16 protein-coding genes are annotated in these 20,333 nt (G+C 32.0%); 10 read left to right on the top strand and 6 right to left on the bottom strand.

The window, feature by feature from the left end; translation table 11 throughout:
• Window positions 1–20: 20 nt before the first annotated feature.
• On the bottom strand, window positions 21–1,043 hold the full coding sequence (locus tag Q0842_RS03225) for a LacI family DNA-binding transcriptional regulator (protein WP_298494271.1): 1,023 nt from the start codon (window positions 1,041–1,043) through the stop codon (window positions 21–23).
• 139 nt (window positions 1,044–1,182) lie between these two features.
• Here Q0842_RS03225 and Q0842_RS03220 point away from each other — a divergent pair, with 139 nt between their 5' ends.
• The 5 genes from Q0842_RS03220 to Q0842_RS03200 all read left to right on the top strand — a co-directional run bounded on the left by Q0842_RS03220 (window position 1,183) and on the right by Q0842_RS03200 (window position 9,081).
• Entirely contained in the window at window positions 1,183–3,855 is a 2,673-nt protein-coding gene (locus Q0842_RS03220; protein WP_298494269.1) for a TonB-dependent receptor, read from the top strand.
• 87 nt (window positions 3,856–3,942) lie between these two features.
• Window positions 3,943–5,253: a trehalase family glycosidase gene (locus tag Q0842_RS03215; RefSeq protein ID WP_298494267.1), complete on the top strand. Its 1,311-nt coding sequence runs from the start codon at window positions 3,943–3,945 to the stop codon at window positions 5,251–5,253.
• Between the two features lie 39 nt (window positions 5,254–5,292).
• Window positions 5,293–6,939 (top strand): sodium/solute symporter, encoded by a 1,647-nt coding sequence (locus Q0842_RS03210; RefSeq protein ID WP_298494265.1) that lies wholly within the window; start codon window positions 5,293–5,295, stop codon window positions 6,937–6,939.
• An 11-nt stretch (window positions 6,940–6,950) separates the two neighbouring features.
• The gene (locus tag Q0842_RS03205; RefSeq protein WP_298494263.1) at window positions 6,951–8,081 is read left to right on the top strand and encodes a glycerate kinase; all 1,131 of its coding nucleotides are present in this window, start codon (window positions 6,951–6,953) and stop codon (window positions 8,079–8,081) included.
• A 28-nt stretch (window positions 8,082–8,109) separates the two neighbouring features.
• Window positions 8,110–9,081 (top strand): type I phosphomannose isomerase catalytic subunit, encoded by a 972-nt coding sequence (locus tag Q0842_RS03200; RefSeq protein WP_298494261.1) that lies wholly within the window; start codon window positions 8,110–8,112, stop codon window positions 9,079–9,081.
• Between the two features lie 5 nt (window positions 9,082–9,086).
• Here Q0842_RS03200 and Q0842_RS03195 read toward each other — a convergent pair whose 3' ends face one another.
• The 3 genes from Q0842_RS03195 to Q0842_RS03185 all read right to left on the bottom strand — a co-directional run bounded on the left by Q0842_RS03195 (window position 9,087) and on the right by Q0842_RS03185 (window position 11,323).
• Window positions 9,087–9,347: a DUF3098 domain-containing protein gene (locus Q0842_RS03195; RefSeq protein WP_298494259.1), complete on the bottom strand. Its 261-nt coding sequence runs from the start codon at window positions 9,345–9,347 to the stop codon at window positions 9,087–9,089.
• A 98-nt stretch (window positions 9,348–9,445) separates the two neighbouring features.
• Window positions 9,446–10,324 (bottom strand): permease-like cell division protein FtsX, encoded by an 879-nt coding sequence (locus tag Q0842_RS03190; RefSeq protein WP_298494257.1) that lies wholly within the window; start codon window positions 10,322–10,324, stop codon window positions 9,446–9,448.
• Between the two features lie 84 nt (window positions 10,325–10,408).
• Window positions 10,409–11,323 carry a DMT family transporter gene (locus tag Q0842_RS03185; protein WP_298494255.1) on the bottom strand — a complete coding sequence of 305 codons (915 nt, stop codon included), beginning with the start codon at window positions 11,321–11,323 and terminating at the stop codon, window positions 10,409–10,411.
• 137 nt (window positions 11,324–11,460) lie between these two features.
• Between Q0842_RS03185 and leuS the strand changes: the two genes are divergently transcribed.
• The 5 genes from leuS (at window position 11,461) to Q0842_RS03160 (ending at window position 18,699) form a co-directional block, all read left to right on the top strand.
• Window positions 11,461–14,283, top strand: coding sequence for a leucine--tRNA ligase (gene leuS, locus Q0842_RS03180; protein WP_298494253.1), 2,823 nt, complete (start codon window positions 11,461–11,463; stop codon window positions 14,281–14,283).
• A 179-nt stretch (window positions 14,284–14,462) separates the two neighbouring features.
• Window positions 14,463–14,723: a SemiSWEET family sugar transporter gene (locus Q0842_RS03175; RefSeq protein ID WP_298494251.1), complete on the top strand. Its 261-nt coding sequence runs from the start codon at window positions 14,463–14,465 to the stop codon at window positions 14,721–14,723.
• Window positions 14,724–14,893: 170 nt separating this feature from the next.
• On the top strand, window positions 14,894–15,988 hold the full coding sequence (ald, locus tag Q0842_RS03170; RefSeq protein WP_298494249.1) for an alanine dehydrogenase: 1,095 nt from the start codon (window positions 14,894–14,896) through the stop codon (window positions 15,986–15,988).
• A 151-nt stretch (window positions 15,989–16,139) separates the two neighbouring features.
• The gene (locus Q0842_RS03165) at window positions 16,140–16,850 is read left to right on the top strand and encodes a zinc metallopeptidase (RefSeq protein ID WP_298494247.1); all 711 of its coding nucleotides are present in this window, start codon (window positions 16,140–16,142) and stop codon (window positions 16,848–16,850) included.
• Window positions 16,851–16,926: 76 nt separating this feature from the next.
• Window positions 16,927–18,699 (top strand): DNA mismatch repair protein MutS, encoded by a 1,773-nt coding sequence (locus Q0842_RS03160; protein WP_298494245.1) that lies wholly within the window; start codon window positions 16,927–16,929, stop codon window positions 18,697–18,699.
• A 109-nt stretch (window positions 18,700–18,808) separates the two neighbouring features.
• Here the strand turns inward: Q0842_RS03160 and Q0842_RS03155 are convergent, their stop codons facing one another.
• Window positions 18,809–19,285: a DNA starvation/stationary phase protection protein gene (locus tag Q0842_RS03155; RefSeq protein ID WP_298494243.1), complete on the bottom strand. Its 477-nt coding sequence runs from the start codon at window positions 19,283–19,285 to the stop codon at window positions 18,809–18,811.
• Between the two features lie 111 nt (window positions 19,286–19,396).
• The gene (locus tag Q0842_RS03150) at window positions 19,397–20,278 is read right to left on the bottom strand and encodes a thioredoxin family protein (protein ID WP_298494241.1); all 882 of its coding nucleotides are present in this window, start codon (window positions 20,276–20,278) and stop codon (window positions 19,397–19,399) included.
• Between the last annotated feature and the right edge of the window lie 55 nt (window positions 20,279–20,333).

Raw genomic sequence — 20,333 nt, 5'->3', positions numbered from 1 at the left:
ATGACTTTCAAATAAAAATATTAAACTTTAAAAGTAGAATCTCTAATTATAAGATTTCCTTTTATTTCTATCATTTTATTGGTTAGAATATCAGTAGTACTTTCAATTTCTTCTATTAAATATTTAACAGCATTTTTACCAATTTTTTCTCCCGGTTGGTCTACGGTTGTAAGTTTAGGTTCTATTATTGTTGAGTGTGAGGAATTACTAAAACCTACCACAGCAATATCTTCAGGAATATTAATGTTGAATTTTTTTAAGGTTTGTATCACACCTATTGCTGCACTATCCGTAATGGCAAAAATAGCGTCGGGCCGCTTTTTAATACTCAATAAATGATTTGCCATACGTTTACCTTGTATTAAGGAAATATCGTCTACACTAATAATTATTTTTTCGTCAATTTCAATATCATGATCTTTTAAGGCTTTTAAATATCCAGAAAATCGTTTTTCTGAGGTATAGGAGAACTCACGCTCTTTAATAATGGCAATGCGCTTTTTTCCTATATTTATTAAGTGTTCAATAGCATTATATGCTGCTTCTTCATCGTTAATAGTAATCTGCGTACATGGTATTTTATTGGATACTTTATCAAATAGAATTAAAGGGACTTTATTTAATATTGGTAGTATATTATCTATATCTCTTGTCATTTTAGTTAACGAGGCTAGTATGCCATCAACTCCAAATTGCATCATGGTGTTTAGCATTTCGGTTTGTTTTAATACATCGTTATTCGATTCAGATATAATAACACGATAGCCTTTTACGGCGGCTTCTTCTAAAATACCTCTTAGCATAGTGGTTGTAAAATAATGGGTAATATTAGGTACAATAACGCCTATTATATTGGAACGATGTTTTCTAAACCCTTTTGCAAAAATATTAGGAACATAGTTCATGGATTGTGCAAGTTGTTTTACCTTTTTAGTGGTTGCTTCACTAATATCCGGATGGTCATTTAACGCCCTAGAAACTGTAGAGGTCGATAAATCAAGTATTTGTGCTATTTTTTTTAAGGTAACTAGCTCTTTTTTCATGTTTTTTATTTCTTTTTTGTTAAAAAAGTAAATTGCAATCGTTCCCGCAACCGTTTGCGTGACAATATCATAAATAATTAGCACTTATATTGTTAAAGTGATTATAAATTTGTCTTTAAATTAACTAATTCTAAATAAAATGAAAAAATTTATTTTTACACTACTATGTATGTTTAGCATTGCTGCAACGTTTTCACAAACGGATGTTTCAGGAACTGTTAAAGACAATTTAGGTGTGCCAGTAACCGGAGCTAATGTTCTTATTATTGGTAGTACATCTGGAGCCACATCAGATTTTGATGGAAATTTTAGTTTTTCAACAAATTTAACTGGAGTTCAAAAAATTAAAATATCCTATTTAGGGTATGAGGCTCAAGAGCAAACCGTAACCCTTAACGGAACACCAATTACATTACAAATTGTATTGGTAGAGGGTGGTAACTCTTTAGATGAAGTAGTACTTACTGCTTCGGCAACTTTTAGGTCGCAAAAGGACACGCCAATGTCTATTAGCTCCTTAAAGCAGAATGAAATAACCAAGCTTTCTGCAAATAGTCAAGCTGATATTTTAAGAAGTATTCCAGGTATTACCGCTGAAGGTGGTGGTGGAGAAACAGCTTCAAATGTTTTTGTTAGAGGTTTACCTTCTGGCGGACAATATGTATTTAACCCGCTTCAATATGATGGAATGCCATTAATGAGTACGTTTGGTTTAAACTCTTCTGCGCACGATGTGTATGCAAGACCAGATATAGGTTTTAAAGGTGTTGAGTTTGTTCGTGGTGGTGCTGCTGTTTTATATGGAGCAGGATCTGTAGCTGGTATTATTAACTATACAAGTAAAACAGGAGATTCCAACGAAGAAAATATTATTAACATGGAATGGGCAGATAAAGGCCGTTTAAAAACCGACTTTTATACTGGTGGTAAATTAGGGGGCGAAGATTCTAACACATATTACGCATTTACTGGTTTTGTTAGAAAAGATGATGGGCCAATTGAAACTGGAATGCCAACAAAAGGGGTACAGTTTAGAGCTAATATTAAAAAGAAGTTTGAAAATGGATCTTTTACTATTCATGGTCAATTTATAAATGATAATGCGCAATTTATAATGCCATTACCATTAGATGGAAATAGAAAAAGAATATCTGGTAATGATGGTGAGGCTGTGGAGCAGCTGCTATCTGGCGAGTTAGCAAACACGTCGTTTTTAACTGCAGGTGGTGCTTACGAAAGCCCTATTGAAGATGGTGTTTCTACCCAAGGTGGTTATTTAATGGCAGATTTTAATTATAATTTTGCAGATGATTTAAAATTTAAATCGAAAGTAAAATATGCAAATTACAAGCACAATTTTGCATTGTATGTTGGAGGTAATGGTGCTAACAACAATCCAATTACTTTAAATGAATATGTTGGAAATGTGGCTCCCGGAAACCTAGGGTTTACAGCACAATACCAAGGTACTAGTGCAGCTATTAATGGATCGGATTTAGTTGTAGATAATTTGCATGTGGATAGATTACGTCCTATGACAGATTATTCTGGAGAAGCGTCGTTAACTAAAACCATAGAGGTAACTAACGGAACACACAACATTACTGGAGGTGTTTATTTGGCAAGAACAGAAGCTGAAGATGTTAATTACCAATACAGAGTATTATCTGAGTTTAATAACAATCCTAAATTGGTAAACTTAAACTATGTTGATGCAGGTGGAAATGATGTTACCTTTTCTACAGGTGGATTGTATAACAGAATTGGTATGACTTCAAATAATTTTTTATCTCAAAATAAAACAGCAGTTTATTTAACAGATGAGATGGTTTTAGATAAATGGCGTTTTGATGTTGGTTTAAGAATTGAAAATACTCAAGGTACTTTTAGTAAAGGTAACATTGTAGAAAGTCAAGTTTATGATGATGCTACATTAACTCCAGAATTAGCAAACGTTAATTTTGCCGATGGTAGTTTTACAAGAGCAGATGTTAGCGCTACAGATTGGGCACTTTCTGCGGCTGGTTTATATAAATTAAACGATAAAGTTAATTTATATGCCAACTTTTCAAGAGGGTTCTTTTTTCCACAAATTAGAGGTTTTGCTCCTATAGCAACAGGAGTTACAGGAAGTAAGTACGATTCAGAAAAAATTATTCAATTTGAAGTTGGAGCCAAATTAGGAACAGAAAAATTAAAAGGATCTGTTGCAGCTTATTACGTAGGTTTAAGCGACAGGATTAAAATAGATCAAGGTTTCGTTAGCGGATCGTTAGTCGATTTAACACGATCTGAACAAAGTACTAAAACTATAGGTCTGGAGGCCACTTTAGATTATAGTTTAGCCAATAACCTTAGTTTAAGAGGTACAGCTACTTACCAAGATCATGAGATTTCTAAAAACGTATCTACAGATTTAACTACCAATACATCTTCTACAACCAACGAAGGGAATGAATTAGCAAGACAGCCTAACTTTTTAGGAAGTATAGGAGCTTATTATGATGATGGTGCGTTCGATGCTTTATTTTCTTTTAACCACACAGGAAGTAAGTTTGCGGCCGATAATAATACAGTAGAGTTGGATGCCATTACAATTGCTAGAATTGGTGCTGGTTACGAATTTGCTATGGGAGATAACGATAGTGATGATACGTTAAGATTAGGATTTTCTGTTTTCAACTTATTCAATGATGAAGGTGTTACAGAGGGAGATCCTAGAAATGTAAATCAAGCAGGAGACGCAGAGTTCTTCTTCGGAAGACCTATTTTACCTCGTAGATTTTTCTTAACAGCAACATTTAACTTTTAAGTAATATAATTAGTTTAGTTTGAGTTGTTTACTCATCACTTATACAGCTAAGTGTAGGTGGTGAGTTTTTTTAAAAAAATATATATAATGGAAGAATTAAAAAATAAGGCAATTGAAGTATTAAAAGGAAACTGGAAAGACGAGGTTGGTTTTAGTATACCTTGTGCAAACCTATATCCATTTCAATGGTTTTGGGACTCTGGTTTAATAGCTATTGGTTTTGCGCATTTTGATATGCCTAAAGCAGAAGCAGAAATTGAGACTTTACTAGATGCTCAATGGGGTAATGGTTTTATACCACATATTATTTTTCATACCGAAAGTGATACGTATTTTCCAGGACCAGATTTTCATCGTTCGGATTTACACCCGCTGTCTTCAAAAAAATATAAATCTACCGGAATGACGCAGCCTCCTGTAACAGGTTTTGTGTTAGAGGAATTATATAGAATTAGTACCGATAAAAAGGCAACTTTAAAGTTTTTAGAAACAGTAATTGATAAGGTGTATTTTAATCATGAATATTTTTACAAAAATAGAGATCCTCAAAATGAAGGCTTAGTTTATATCTATCATAATTGGGAGTCAGGAACCGATAATTCTCCTATTTGGGATGATATTTGGGAAACCATGAACCCTCCAGAATATACTTTTGAAAGACGAGATACTACGCATGTTGATGCTTCCGAAAGGCCTTCAAAAAGAGAATACGATCATTATTTGTACATAATTGATATCGCTAAAGAACAGAACTATAGTGATGAAAAAATAGCAGAATTATCGCCGTTTTTAGTTCAAGACCCATTGTTTAATGCTATGCTTATTAAATCTAATGAGAGTTTAATAAAACTTTATAAACTCATTGGGAATAATGCCGATAAAATTGCGCAACTTAAAACCTGGCAAGAAAAGAGTGTTCAATCATTTAATAATAAATTATTTGACGATGAAATTGGCGCTTACATTCATTACGATTTAAGAAACGAAAAGCCATTAAGATATTTGTCTTCATCTTCATTTTCGCCATTGTTTGCTAATATTCCAAGTAAGGAACGAGCAGTCTCTATGGTAAACATTATGATGGATAAGTTTGGAGGCGATCACCAATATTTATGTGCGTCTTTCGATCCTTCAAGCGAACGTTTTAATCCAAAAAAGTACTGGAGAGGTCCTGTTTGGATAAACCTTAATTGGATGCTGTATAATGGATTAAAACAATACGGTTTTTTAGATATTGCCAATAGAGTAAAACAGGATTCTATTGAGATTATAGAGAAAAATGGGTTTTATGAGTATTTTGATTCACGAAAAGACATGCATAACCATGGAAAAGCAGGTTATGGCGGGAATAATTTTTCTTGGAGTGCAGCTTTAATTGTTGATTTATTAAATGAATAAAAAAACAAACTAACTAACACAGACTAAAACTTAAAGATTATGAATTGGCTAGACTATAGTATCGTCATATTTTATATTTTATTTTTCTTAGGAATGGGATTCTTTTTTAAGGATAATAAAGATTCTAAAGATTATTTTTTAGGAGGAAAAAGTATGGGTTGGTTCCCTTTAAGTTTGTCTACAATGGCAACCCAATTATCGGCAATTAGTTTTATTTCGGCCCCAGCCTTTGTCGGTTTAAAAATAGGCGGTGGCATGAAATGGCTAACTTTCGAGTTTGCTGTTCCGTTGGCCATGATTTTTATAATGATTGTAATAATTCCACCATTATTTAGATCGGGAGTAGTAAGTATTTATGAGTTTGTCGAGAAACGCTTTAGTACATCAACACGTTTAATTTTAAGTATTGTATTTCAAATTAGTCGTGCATTAGGTACAGGTGTTATGGTGTATACCATTGCCATTATTTTACAAGCTGTTTTAAATATAGATTTTGTTTACACCATTTTAATAATAAGTGTTATTACTATAATTTATTCTTGGCAAGGTGGTATGAAAGCGGTTGTTTGGGGTGATGCTATACAGATGATTATATTGTTCGCTGGCTTAATTATTTGCCTGTATTTTGGCTGGAGTCTTTTGCAAGAACATGGTGGGTTAGCTGCTGGTTTTGATGCTGAAAGATTACAGGTAATCGATCATAATTTAGGTATAGGTGAAGGCAATGAATATGGCTTGCTACCCATGATAATTGGAGGCTTTTTTCTTTATGCTTCGTATTATGGTTGCGACCAAACTCAAGCACAACGTTTGCTGTCTGCAAAAGACGAAAAAACCATTAGAACCCTTTTAATGGCAAATGGCCTTTTACGATTCCCCGTGGTTTTAATATACTGCATCATGGGATTAGTAATAGGTGGTTTAATAACATTAGCACCCGATTTCCTAGAAGATATAGCAATGACTACTCAGAAATATTTTCCAGATGAATATGCAACTCATGGCGTGAAAGCAGATTTAATGGTGCCTGTTTTTATTCTTAAATATTTACCACATGGTTTAATAGGTATTTTAATGGTAGGTATTCTTTCTGCGGCCATGTCTTCGCTAAGTTCAACAGTTAATTCGTTATCGGCAGTAACCGTTGAAGATTTTTTTAACCGAGGAAAACTTAAGTTAAGTTCAAAAAAATACATGCTAATTTCTAAAGGTTCGGTAGTATTTTGGGGTGTGGTTTGTATTGCAGCGGCCTTTCTTTTTGGAGGTAGTAAAAGTGCTGTTATCGAAATTATAAACGCTATAGGATCTGTGTTTTACGGGCCGGTATTAGTAACCTTCTTTTTAGCATTCTTTTCAAAAAAAGTAAACCATATTGGAATGAATGCGGCAATTATATCGGCAGTTCTTATTAATTTAATATTTTCAAAAACGATACAAGAGCTATTTCATATCGATTTAGGATTTAATATCTTTTGGATTTGGCTTAATTTTACAGGTGTAATTATAGCTTTAGTAGTAGCTTATACTGTTAGTGCATTAACTCGTAAAACTGAAGTTAAAAGCATTTCAAACTTTAATGTTGCCATTAAAAAAGAGGATTTCATGATTAAAGAAGTTTATATTCTCTTGGCGTTTTTTGTGTTCATTTTAGTGTTTAGTTATTTTCTACCTTCATTTTTAAGTTAAATTCTCAGTATATGAAAATTGTTTTAGCACCAGATAAATTTAAAAATTCGTTAACAGGATTGGAATTTTGCAATGCTGTTGAAGATGCTATAAAAGTTTTAAATTTAGATGTTGAAATTTTAAAACTTCCATTAGCAGATGGAGGCGATGGCACGATTGAGGTAGTAAATTATTATCTAAAAGGATCTGCTGTAAAAGTAGAGGTGAATAATCCGTTTTTTAAGCCTGTAATGGCTAATTATTTGTATGCCGAAAGGTCTAAAACAGCGTTTATTGAAATGGCTGAAGCTTCTGGTGTAAAACTTTTAAAACCAGAACAATTTGATTGTAAAAACGCAACCACATTAGGTACTGGCGAAATGATTCTCGATGCTATTAATAAAGGCGCAACAAACATTATTTTAGGTATTGGTGGAAGCGCTACTAATGATTGTGGTATTGGAATGGCAACTGCATTAGGCTATCGTTTTTTAGATAAGAATAATAAAGAAGTAGTGCCTATTGGAGCCAATTTATCTCATATTACAGAGATAGATGTTAGCCATGTTAATCCTAAATTATTTGATGTAAATTTTAGCATTGCTTGCGATGTAACTAATCCTTTACACGGCGAAAATGGTGCAGCATATATTTATGGCGCGCAAAAAGGAGCTTCAAGTAAAGATATTGAAATGCTTGATAAAGGTTTAGAATCTTTTGCTAAACTTATAAAGGCCGTTTTTAGTGTAGACGCTCAATCTGTAAAAGGAGCAGGTGCTGCTGGTGGCATGGGAATAGCATCAAAAGTGTTTTTAAATGGCGTTTTAGAACCGGGTATAAAACTCATAAAAAACTTAGCTAATTTCGATAGTCAAATTGAAGGAGCCGATTGGATAATAACTGGAGAAGGAAAGTTAGATACACAAACCATGTCTGGTAAAACAATTCAAGGTGTATTGTCTTCCGCGAAAGCGAAAAAAATAAAAGTGGCTACCTTTTGTGGGGCCATTGATTTAGAGGATAATTATCCAGAAGCATTTGGAATTCATTATGCAGATGCCATAATGAATTATGCTAAAAACCTTGATGATGCAATGGCAAATGGTTATTGTTATGTAAAAAAAATGGTTGATGTGTTTGCCAGTAAAGATTTAAAGCAATAATTTTATAGTAAAATTTTTACAATCTATTATGAGTTTATATCCTTTGAAATTTAATCCAGTTTATAGCTACCGAATTTGGGGTGGTAATAAATTAAAAACAATACTTAATAAACAATATGAAGAAAATAGTATTGGCGAATCTTGGGAGATTTCAGATGTTAAAGACAATGAAACTGAAGTTAGTGAAGGTCGTTTGAAGGGTAAAACACTTAAAGATTTAATTAGAGAATTTAAAGGAGATTTTGTTGGCAAAAGTGTGTATGAATCTTTCGGAGAAGATTTCCCGTTACTTATTAAATTTATTGATGCAAAAACACCACTATCAATTCAAGTCCATCCAAGCAATGAATTAGCTAAAAAACGCCATAATTCGTTTGGAAAAAACGAAATGTGGTATGTTATGCAGGCAGAGAAAGATGCCGAGTTGATAGTAGGTTTTAATCAAGATGTTGAAAAGAAAAGCTATCAAGAACATTTAAATAGTTCAACTTTAAGTGATATTTTAAATATTGAAAAGGTTACTAATGGTGATACGTTTTATATACCCACAGGCAGAGTGCATGCTATTGGAGCAGGTGTTTTGTTAGCAGAAATACAGCAAACATCAAATATTACCTACCGTATTTACGATTATGATAGAGTAGATGCTAAAACTGGAGAAAAAAGAGAATTGCACACAGAAATGGCATTAGATGCTATTGATTATAATTTTTATCCAGATTACAAAACGCAGTATACCATAATTGATAATATTTCAAATAAACTAGTACACTCTCCTTATTTTAAAACTAACATTATTAGTGTTTCAAAAAAAATAACTAAAGATTACAGTAAGGTAGATAGTTTTGTAATTTACATGTGTGTTGAAGGAAATCTAGAAGTTGCTTGTGGAAATAAAATGTATAGTCTTAAAATGGGTGAAACTCTATTAATTCCTGCAATAATTAAACAATTAGACATACTTGGGACTAATGCAAAGTTATTAGAAGTGTATTTGTAAATAAACTAGAAGTTATTTTTATCTGGATTTAAAAGAATAGCATAAATTTGAATACCAAAACCAATAAGAATTAATGTTGGTGCTAATCGAATACGTCTCCAGCTAAAAATTTCAGGATTAAAAACGTTTGGATCATCACTTCCACCACCAGACATTAAAATAAACCCAAGTGCAATAATAGCTAGACCAATAAACATGAATTGGTAGTTTTTCTTTCCAAATACAAAAATTGGTTTTGCTTCTTCTTTACGTTTTTTTTCTCCCATGATTAAATTCCGTAGAATAATTTAGTGCAAAGTAAAAGATTTATTTAGAAAAATGATGTTAATGGTTTTCTAAATTATCGTTTTTTACCTTTTTGTGATTAATAATACAACTCATCTGTTCTTAAATTTAAGAAGCGTTGGGTTGCAAAGTGTGTGCTTATCCAAGTAATTATAATACCTAAGGCAAAAACAAAAACAAATAACGCTGTAACTAAAATAGGGTTGCTAAGCAGTTCAAGTTCTGTAAAGGTTTTGTCTAAATAATATAAAACAATGGCCATTCCTATTAAGGCTAAAAATGCGCCAATCATACCTAAACGCACACTTTTCCAAACAAATGGCCTTCTTATAAACTGTTTTGTAGCACCTACCATTTGCATAGTTTTAATTGTAAATCGTTTAGAGTAAACCGCTAATCTAATAGAGCTGTTAATTAATAATACGGCAATTAATGTAAAAATACCACTAATTATAAGTACCCAAAAACTGATTTTTTTTACATTATCGTTCATGAGATTTACCAAATCATTATCATAAGTTACTTCATCAACAAAGTTTTTATTTGTCGCTTCAGTAGATATTTTTTCAAGATGTTCAGAAGTCACGTAGTCAGCTTTTAAATGCACATCTATTGAATTTTGAAGTGGATTGTAACCTACAAAATCCATAAAATCTTCACCGTTTTCAGCTTTCATAAATTCGGCAGCCTGCTCTTTTGATACATATTCGGTAGATTTCACGTAATCTGCCATTGCTAAACTTTTTTCAAGTTGTTTAGTCTCAACATCTTTGGCAGTATCTTTTAAGTAGATAGTTACTACAACTTGCTCTTTAAAATGGTCTGAAACTTTTTTAGCATTTAAAATAAGCATACCCAATAAGCCCAACAAAAACAATACTAAAGCAATACTTAAAACAACTGAAAAGTAAGAAGATATAAGTCTGCGTTTTTGATGCTTTTCAAATGATGAACTCATGAGTAATTTGGATTAATAATGTAAAAATAATAAAGTAAATGTAATATATATTTATATTAACTAAAACATATCAACATTGTTGTATTAGGCCAATTTCTTTGGTGGTTTGCTAACAATATATACGCCAATAATTACCATTACACAGCTTAAAATTTTAATTAAGTTAATGTCTTGAGCATATTCATCTTTCATTAAAATATAAGCATAAACACTTACCATTATAAAACTTATTACAGGTTGTAAATAAATGTAGCTACTTGTTACGGATGGGGTAACAAAATTTAGTGCGTAAACATTAAATAAATAAGCAAAAAAGGTAGTAAAAAGCACAACATAGCCTATAACCAAGTATGTGTTTGTTGTAAAGGCTTCAAAATTAGTGTTATTAAAATCATTAAAAGTAAAAGGTGTTACAAATAGAAGTCCAAATAAAAACATCCAACTAATAATAGTAATAGCGTTGTATTTTTTCTTTAAAGTTTTTACAATTACTAGGTAAAGGCCATAGCAGCATGCATTTAAAAACACAAACAAATTACCAAGAAAAGAACTAGTACCAGCGGCTTTGTTTCCATATAAAATGAGAAATATGGCTCCCATACCAGCAATAGTAATGCCTACAAGTTTGTTTTTAGTTATGGGTTCTTTTAAAATTATAAAACTAAATATTAAAACAATTACAGGTGTTACTGTCATTATTATGGAGGCATCCACAGGTGATGTTAAATTAATACCATGAAAGAAAAATAGCATATTTGATGATGCGCCAAGTAAACCGCAAAGTGCTAATCTAAATAAGTCTTTAGATTCAATTTTTTCTTTAACAAATAAAAATTTTACACACCAAAAGAGTATTACACAGCAAGCTAAACGAATAAAAACAAAAGTATTAGGGTTAATTTTATTAGGCATAATGCCTTTTGCAATTATGTAATTAGCGCCATAAATTAAATTGGCGCCAAGAAGTGCTAAGTGGGCTTTATAAATATTTGAATTCAATACTTTTTATTTTAAGCTCTCAAAAGTAAATCTATATTATTAAAAACTCATTGTTTTAGTAAGAATAAACTATTAAATAAAAGGTTTTTAAGTTGATTTATAAAACGTAAATTTGCAACTTCTTAAAAAGGATGATAATGAAGTACAATTTCAATGAAATTGAAGCCAAATGGCAAAAATACTGGGCAAAAAACCAGACGTTTAAAGCTGAAAACAAAAGTGATAAGCCAAAATTTTATGTTTTGGATATGTTTCCTTACCCAAGTGGTGCTGGATTACATGTTGGACATCCTTTAGGGTATATTGCTTCAGATATTTATGCACGCTATAAACGTCACCAAGGCTTTAATGTGTTACATCCTCAAGGGTATGATAGTTTTGGGTTGCCTGCAGAGCAATACGCTATACAAACAGGGCAGCATCCAGCTATAACAACCAAAGAGAATATTGCAACATACCGCCGCCAGTTAGATCAAATTGGTTTTTCTTTTGATTGGTCTCGCGAGGTTCGTACTTCAGATCCAAGTTATTACAAATGGACACAATGGATTTTTATTCAATTATTTAATTCTTGGTTTAATAATGATACTAATAAAGCTGAAGATATTTCTGAATTAGAAACAATTTTTGCTACAGAAGGAAATGGAACTATCAATGCGGTTTGTGATGATAATATTGAATCGTTTTCGGCTGAAGAATGGAATGGTTTTTCATCAAAAAAGAAACAAAAAATATTATTACAATACCGTTTAACTTATTTGGCAGAAACTGAGGTAAACTGGTGTCCTGCATTAGGAACAGTTTTGGCAAACGATGAAATTGTTAATGGTGTTTCAGAACGTGGTGGCCATTCTGTAATTAGAAAAAAAATGACACAATGGAGCATGCGTATTTCTGCTTATGCAGAACGTTTACTTCAAGGTTTAGAAACTATTGATTGGACAGATTCTCTAAAAGAAAGTCAGCGTAACTGGATTGGAAAATCTGTAGGTGCTTCGGTAACTTTTAAAGTTAAAGAAAGTGATGCTGTTATTGATGTTTTCACTACCAGGCCAGATACTATTTTTGGAGTAAGTTTTATGACACTAGCACCAGAACACAAATTAGTGTCTCAAATAACCACTCCAGAACAAAAAGCAGATGTAGATGTTTATGTTTTAGCTACAGCAAAACGTAGTGAACGCGATAGAATGGCCGATGTAAAAACCATTTCAGGAGCGTTTACAGGTGCCTACGCCGAACACCCATTTACTAAAGAGCCAATTCCAATCTGGATTGGCGATTACGTACTTGCAGGTTACGGTACTGGAGCCGTTATGTCTGTGCCTTGTGGCGATGAGCGCGATTATGCTTTTGCGAATTATTTTAATATACCAATTCCTAATATTTTTGATGGTGTTGATATATCTGAAGAAGCATTTTCAGATAAAGAAAAAACCGTAATAGGAAATAGTGATTTCTTAAACGGTATGAATTATAAAAAAGCAACCAAACGAGCTATATACGAGTTGGAACAAATTGGACAAGGCGAAGGTAAAACGAATTACCGTTTACGCGATGCTGTTTTTAGTCGTCAACGCTATTGGGGTGAACCATTTCCAGTATATTATGTTGATGGTATGCCACAAATGATTGCTGCAGAGCATCTACCAATAAAACTACCAGAAGTTGAAAAATATTTACCAACCGAAACTGGTGAGCCGCCATTAGGGAATGCTATTGTTTGGGCATGGAATACCAAAACTAATGAGGTGGTTTCTAATGACTTGATTGATGAAAAAACAGTTTTTCCTTTAGAGTTAAATACGATGCCAGGTTGGGCAGGAAGTTCGTTTTATTTTAATCGTTATATGGATCCTGATAATCAAAACGAAATAGCATCGAAAGACGCTATGGACTATTGGAAAGATGTCGATTTATACATTGGTGGTAGCGAGCATGCTACAGGGCATTTACTGTATTCTCGTTTTTGGCAAAAATTCTTGTTTGATAAAGGTGTTGTTCCTGTGAATGAGTATGCAAAAAAACTGATTAACCAAGGGATGATTTTGGGGACTAGTGCTTTTGTATACAGAGAAGAAGGTAGTAACACCTATTTATCTGCTGGTTTAATTGAAGATAAAAAAGTACAGCCACTACATGTAAAAGTAAAGTACGTTAATGCTTCTGATGAATTAGATATAGAAGGATTAAAATCTGATGGTGAATTTGGAGAAGATTATAAAGATGCCGAATTTATTTTAGAGGATGGCGTATATAAAGTAGGTCGTGACGTTGAAAAAATGTCTAAATCGAAATACAACGTAGTTAATCCTGATGATATCGTTTCAGATTATGGCGCAGATAGCTTACGTTTATATGAGATGTTTTTAGGGCCGCTAGAACAATACAAGCCTTGGAATACTGCTGGTATTACAGGAGTTCATAATTTTCTTAAAAAACTATGGAAATTGTATGCAGATGATAATGGGCTTAAAGTTACAGATGCTGCACCAACTAAAGACAACCTTAAAACGTTGCATAAAACCATAAAAAAGGTACAAGAAGATATTGAGAATTTCTCTTTTAATACATCGGTGTCTACTTTTATGATTGCGGCTAACGAGTTAACGGCTCAAAAATGTTCGTCCAAAGATATACTCGAACCGCTATTGGTTTTAATTTCGCCTTATGCACCACATATTGCTGAGGAGTTATGGAGCCAGTTGGGTAATATTGAATCTATTTCAACAGCGCCTTTTCCAGAGTTTGATGCAAGTCATTTAGTAGAAAGCAGTAAAAATTACCCCATTTCATTTAATGGTAAAATGCGTTTTACTATGGAATTACCTTTGGATATGAGCAAAGATGCTATTGAAGCTGCTGTTTTAGCAAACGAAAAAACTCAAGAACAATTAGCAGGGAGAACTCCTAAAAAAGTGATTGTGGTACCTGGTAAAATTGTAAATATTGTTGGGTAGTTTAGTTTTTTTAAAAACGTTTAATAGTGTTGTTTATTAGATTTAACTAAATTATTACGAGTATTACACTGCCGCGTTAGGGATAGTAGTGGAAAGCCCACAGCGTAAGTATGGAGCGAGGACTTGCAACGTATAGCCCGACCCTTGTGGTAACGCCCAACTAATTTATAAGATTAAATATGGATTATATTGAAACTATTGGTTTTGTGGCAGCAATTTTAACAACAGCTGCATTTCTTCCGCAAGTTTATAAAACTTGGAAAACTAAAGATGTGTCTAGCTTATCTTTACCTATGTTACTTTTGTTTTTTGTTGGAATTTTAGCTTGGTTAACTTATGGGTTTTTAAAAAAAAGCCCATCTATGATTTTTGCTAATAGCATTACTGTAGTATCTTCATTTTTATTAATGTTTTTTAAAATAAAATATACTAAAAAATAGGTGCTTATCTTTTTAGAGTATAATTTCTGTTAATTTATTTTAAATTATGTAAAATACAGGTTAATCGGTTTTTAGATGAAAATAATTTATCAAAAATGTCGTTTTACCAAAAATATTTAAAAATATTGTTTTAATTTTGCTTTAGTTATCATCATTTAAACATCATATTTATGAATATTGGAGTTCCTATTGAAATTAAAAATAATGAAAATAGAGTAGGTATGACACCTTCGGGTGTTTTTGAGCTTGCTAAAAGAAATCATACCGTTTACGTTCAAAAAAATGCAGGTTTTAATAGTGGTTTTTTAGACGAAGATTATGCCGGTGCTGGCGCAACAATTCTTGATACTATTGAAGAGATCTATGCTGTTGCCGATATGATTGTAAAGGTTAAAGAGCCTATTGAACCAGAATACAAATTAATTAAGCCAGATCAGGTCGTGTTTACGTATTTTCATTTCGCATCTAGTGAAGTGTTAACAAATGCTATGATTGCAAGTAAGGCTATTTGTATTGCTTATGAAACCGTTGAAGATGCCGATGGTTCTCTTCCTTTATTAATACCAATGTCTGAGGTGGCAGGTAGAATGTCTGTTCAGCAAGGTGCTAAGTATCTTGAAAAACCAATTATGGGACGTGGTATATTGTTAGGTGGAATTCCTGGAGTACCTCCTGCAAAAGTTTTAATATTAGGTGCTGGTGTTGTTGGTATTCAAGCCGCACGTATGGCATCAGGATTAGGCGCAAGTGTGCATATTTTAGATATTAATATGAAAGCTTTACGTCATGTTAGTGATGTCATGCCAAATAATGTTGTTAGTGAGTTTTCTAGTGAATATAACATTAGAAAACATATTGTAGATTCAGACTTAATTATTGGTGGTGTATTAATTAAAGGAGCTAAAGCACCAAAATTAATAACTAAAGATATGTTGAAAGATATGCGACCAGGAACTGTTATGGTTGATGTGGCTGTAGATCAAGGTGGTTGTTTTGAGACTACTAAACCAACAACACATCAAGACCCAACTTATATTATTGATGAGGTTGTGCATTATAGTGTAGCAAATATGCCTGGTGCAGTACCTTACACTTCTACTATGGGATTAACTAATGTTACTTTGCCATATGTTATTAAATTAGCAAATGAAGGCTGGAAAAAAGCTTGTAATGGTAATGCCTCTTTAGCAAAAGGATTAAACATAGTAAAAGGAAAAATTGTTTACAAAGAAATTGCTGAGGCTTTTGATATGGAAATGGCCTAAATTTCAATAATTTATATTTTAAAACGTCTGATTACTTATTTATTAAGTTTTTAGACGTTTTTTTATAAAGTATAATGCTGACATTTGTTCAGTTTTAAACATTGGCTTTATTTTTGCTATATTTAAAAAGAATTTAAAAATTTAAAAAAATATGATGACAGGATATACAGGCTACTACATACTTATAGGAGCTATATCGCTTGTAAGTTGGTTAGTTAGTAATCAATTAAAAAGAAAATTTAAAAAATATTCTCAAGTACATTTAAGAAACGGAATGAGCGGTGCTGAAATTGCTGAGAAAATGTTAGCAGACCATGGTATTACAGATGTTAAGGTTATTTCTGCGAAAGGTCAATTAACAGACCACTATAATCCAAGAGATAAAACTGTTAATTTAAGTGAGGTTGTTTATAACCAAAGAAATGCAGCAGCAGCAGCTGTTTCTGCACATGAAGTTGGTCATGCTGTACAGCATGCTACAGCATATAGTTATTTAACTATGCGTTCTAAATTAGTACCAGTTGTGCAAATTACTTCAAGTATGTCGCAATGGGTCGTGTTTGGAGGTATTGCTTTAATGGCATCTAACGCTATTGGTGCAATGGGGCAATGGGTGGCTATTGCTGGTCTAGCTATGATGAGTTTTGCAACTCTATTTAGTGTTATTACATTACCTGTAGAGTATGATGCTAGTAATAGGGCTTTAGCTTGGCTAAAAAATAAAAACATGGTTACTCCAGATGAATATAAGGGGTCGGAGGACGCTTTAAAATGGGCAGCAAGAACATACTTAGTTGCTGCAATTGGAGCGATAGCTTCATTATTGTATTGGGCTTTACAAGTTTTTGGAGGACGAGATTAATTTTAAAAAATATAAATTTTAAAGCTCTGAAATAATTTCAGGGCTTTTTTGTTTCTTTATGGCACATTAAATTAAAATGGAAAACCCTTTAGAGTACTACAAAACACATCTAGAAACTTACCAAACAGAAGTTAAAAAATTATATAAACAAATGACGCTACTTAGTACGTTGCGTTTATTCGTTTTTTTAATAACAGGTTTTGCGATTTATTTTTTCTTTGGTAAATGGCAAATAGCTGTTTCTGTTGGGGTTTTTGGCATCATTGTATTTGTTTATTTACTATCAAAATATACCGATATTAAGCGGCAACGTAATTTTAATAAAGCGTTAGTAGCTATAAACAAGGAAGAAATTAAAATAGCAGCAGGCCAATTTCATGATAGAAATGAAGGTTTAGATTTTCAAGACCCTAGCCACTTTTATAGCCTAGATATTGATTTGTTTGGGAGAGGTTCTTTTTTTCAATATATAAATAGAACAACAATAAAGGAGGGCAGAAAAAAATTAGCAAACGCCTTAAAAGCTAATAATGTTGAAAATATTACGTTAAGGCAAGAGGCTATAAAAGAGCTGAGTTCTAAACCCAAATGGCGTCAATATTATTCGGCAACTTCTAGTTTAGTTGATGTTGAAACGCCTGCAAAATATATTATAAATTGGTTACAAAATCATAAATTATTTTTGCCTAAAATAATGTCATGGCTTCCGTTGGTGTTTAGTTTAACATCTATAATTTTATTTATACTTACCATTATAGATGTTATTACTAATAAAGCCTTAATAGGGTATTGGTTGTTTTTAGGTTTAGCAATAAGTGGTTTGTACCTTAAAAAGATAAATATATTAGCCTCAAATACCGATAAAATTCGAGATACGTTTCGTCAATATGCAACGTTATTAGATTTAATAGAAAACGAATCTTTTACTTCTGAATTATTACAGCAAAAGCAAAATCAAATTCAGTCTGGCGATAAAAAAGCTTCAAGTATTTTTAAAACATTTTCAAAGTCATTAGATGCCTTAGATAATCGAAATAACCTTATTGGTGCTATTTTTGGGAATGGTTATTTTTTAACAGATATAAAGAACAGCTATCGTATAGAACAATGGATTAAACAATATGGTAATAAGGTGTCCGATTGGTTTGAAGTTGTATCATTTTTTGATGCTTATAATTCTCTTGGTAACTATACCTATAATAATCCTGAATTTGTATTTCCTGAAATTGTAAATGAAGGTTCGGTTATTAAAGCAAAAGATTTGGGGCATCCATTATTAAATAAAGAAAAAAGAATTGATAGCGATTTAACTATTAATAATGAGCAGTTTTTAATAGTTACTGGTGCTAATATGGCTGGGAAAAGCACCTTTTTAAGAACGGTTTCTTTACACATAGTTATGGCTAATGTCGGGCTGCCAATTTGTGCAAAATCTACACAGTACTCGCCTGTAAAGCTTATTACTAGTATGCGTACAACAGATTCCTTAACAGATGATAGTTCTTATTTCTTTTCAGAATTAACTAGGCTTAAATACATTGTTGATGCTATTCAGAAAGAGCCTTATTTTATTGTTTTAGATGAAATATTAAAAGGAACAAATAGTACAGATAAAGCTATTGGCTCAAGAAAATTTGTTGAAAAATTAGTAGCCTCAAATGCAACTGGAATTATAGCAACACACGATTTAAGTCTTTGCGAAATTGAGAAAGAACTAGAAGATGTAAAAAACTATTATTTTGATGCTGAAATTATTAACGATGAGCTTCATTTTGATTATACTTTAAAAGAGGGTGTTTGCCAAAATATGAATGCTTCGTTTTTGTTAAAGAAGATGGATATTGTTTAGTTTTACTTAATTCCTACGAAGGTGAAAATCAAATTCTAAAAAAAAGTATGAAATAAAAAAAGCAAAAGTCAATTAAGGCTTTTGCTTTTTTTATGTTTACATAAGGCGTTTAACTTAAATATGAGCTCAACATCCAGATTAATTTTTCTTGATTTGAAATTAAATCGCTCATCAATGAAGCAGAGCCTTCGTCATTATTGTCAGATGCAAATTCTAAAATATCTCGTTCTTGTATTAAAAGTTCATTTAAATTATCTAAAATTGAACTAACTGCAGCATCTCCATCAGAAATATTCTTTATAATTCTAATAGTTTTGTTTTCTGAATAATCATCTAAGGTATGTAATGGATTTAGCCCTAAGGTTAAGATACGTTCTGCAATTTCATCAATTACATTATTTGTGTCATTGTAAAGTTCTTCAAATTTTTCGTGTAAAGAGAAAAAATGTCGTCCTTTAATATTCCAATGTAAGCCTCGTAAGTTCATATAATAAATTTGAAAATCTGCCAATAGGATGTTAAGTTTTTTTGTTACATCTAATTTATAATCTTGGTTCAGTCCTACTCTTAATTCTAAAGTTTCCATGTTGTTGTAATTTAAATTTGTTGAGTAAAATTAATCATATACAGCATTCTTAATAGTAACCTATGTTACACACATAGGTTTACTTTCTTATGCATGAAGTTAAGTCTTCGGTCATTCTTTAATCTTTCCAATCATTTCGAGCGCATTTTCATCATCAGGTTTTAAACTTAGTACTTTGTAGTAGTTTTTTAAGGCCTTATTTTTATTGCCTGTTTCAAAGTAAGCTTCTCCTAAACTATCATAAACATTGTGTTTATAAGGAAAAATTTTAGTATTCAATTCAAAAACATATAAGGCTTTTTGGGTTTGGCTGGAACGTAATAACGAATAACCATAAGTATTTAATTCTCTACTTCCTTTTACAAACTCCGCTAGTCGAGGTACTAAATTAATTTCATCTTGTTTCAGGCTGTCTATAGATTTTGAGTTTAATAAATAGTTCATGTAATTTACAGCTGTGTAATTTGATGTGTATTTGTTGTCTGTAACAATACTTAGCATATCGCGTTCTAAAGTTTCTTTTGGGTGTTCTACAATTCTATTTACTTCTTTTCCTTTTTTATAGAAAATAAAAGTGGGCACACGGTGAATATTTAAGCCTTCCTCTTCATGATTAGGGCTTTGTTTGTAAGCATCTTTTGTTCTATTAACAGCAATAACTTGTAATTGATTTTCAGGAAATTTTGCTGCCTCAATAACTTTGTAAAATCTTGGGACTTCTTTCTTGCTATCACCACACCAAGTGCCTAAAAACACTTTTATTTTGTAGTCTTTTAAAGAGTCTTTAAGTTTTTTAGTAATTGCTTTATGCACTAAATAATCGTTGTAATTTTTTGAGAACCATGTGTTAAAACTATTGCTAGTTAGCCCTTTTTTATTAATTTCTCCAAGTAAAATTTCGTTTCCTTTTTTGTCGAGTTCTATGTGATTTAAATCTTGTGAAAAGCTAAAATGTAGACTCAATAAAAAAATGATTAAGATTGTTCGTTTCATGATGTGATTTTGATTAGTTGTGAAATCAAACTTAAACTAGTTTTATACTTGATGC

It is taken from the genome of uncultured Algibacter sp., from assembly GCF_947495675.1.
GTDB lineage: Bacteria > Bacteroidota > Bacteroidia > Flavobacteriales > Flavobacteriaceae > Algibacter_B.
The sequence above is the reverse complement of the archived record's forward strand: the minus strand, read 5'-3'. Positions and strand labels throughout refer to the sequence as shown.

What these genes read in the sequence shown, in the direction of transcription:
- Q0842_RS03225 (WP_298494271.1), bottom strand. Translation starts at nt 1,043, where the DNA reads ATGAAAAAAGAGCTAGTTACCTTAAAAAAAATAGCACAAATACTTGAT.
- Q0842_RS03220 (WP_298494269.1), top strand. Translation starts at nt 1,183, where the DNA reads ATGAAAAAATTTATTTTTACACTACTATGTATGTTTAGCATTGCTGCA.
- Q0842_RS03215 (WP_298494267.1), top strand. Translation starts at nt 3,943, where the DNA reads ATGGAAGAATTAAAAAATAAGGCAATTGAAGTATTAAAAGGAAACTGG.
- Q0842_RS03210 (WP_298494265.1), top strand. Translation starts at nt 5,293, where the DNA reads ATGAATTGGCTAGACTATAGTATCGTCATATTTTATATTTTATTTTTC.
- Q0842_RS03205 (WP_298494263.1), top strand. Translation starts at nt 6,951, where the DNA reads ATGAAAATTGTTTTAGCACCAGATAAATTTAAAAATTCGTTAACAGGA.
- Q0842_RS03200 (WP_298494261.1), top strand. Translation starts at nt 8,110, where the DNA reads ATGAGTTTATATCCTTTGAAATTTAATCCAGTTTATAGCTACCGAATT.
- Q0842_RS03195 (WP_298494259.1), bottom strand. Translation starts at nt 9,347, where the DNA reads ATGGGAGAAAAAAAACGTAAAGAAGAAGCAAAACCAATTTTTGTATTT.
- Q0842_RS03190 (WP_298494257.1), bottom strand. Translation starts at nt 10,324, where the DNA reads ATGAGTTCATCATTTGAAAAGCATCAAAAACGCAGACTTATATCTTCT.
- leuS (WP_298494253.1), top strand. Translation starts at nt 11,461, where the DNA reads ATGAAGTACAATTTCAATGAAATTGAAGCCAAATGGCAAAAATACTGG.
- Q0842_RS03175 (WP_298494251.1), top strand. Translation starts at nt 14,463, where the DNA reads ATGGATTATATTGAAACTATTGGTTTTGTGGCAGCAATTTTAACAACA.
- ald (WP_298494249.1), top strand. Translation starts at nt 14,894, where the DNA reads ATGAATATTGGAGTTCCTATTGAAATTAAAAATAATGAAAATAGAGTA.
- Q0842_RS03165 (WP_298494247.1), top strand. Translation starts at nt 16,140, where the DNA reads ATGATGACAGGATATACAGGCTACTACATACTTATAGGAGCTATATCG.
- Q0842_RS03160 (WP_298494245.1), top strand. Translation starts at nt 16,927, where the DNA reads ATGGAAAACCCTTTAGAGTACTACAAAACACATCTAGAAACTTACCAA.
- Q0842_RS03155 (WP_298494243.1), bottom strand. Translation starts at nt 19,285, where the DNA reads ATGGAAACTTTAGAATTAAGAGTAGGACTGAACCAAGATTATAAATTA.
- Q0842_RS03150 (WP_298494241.1), bottom strand. Translation starts at nt 20,278, where the DNA reads ATGAAACGAACAATCTTAATCATTTTTTTATTGAGTCTACATTTTAGC.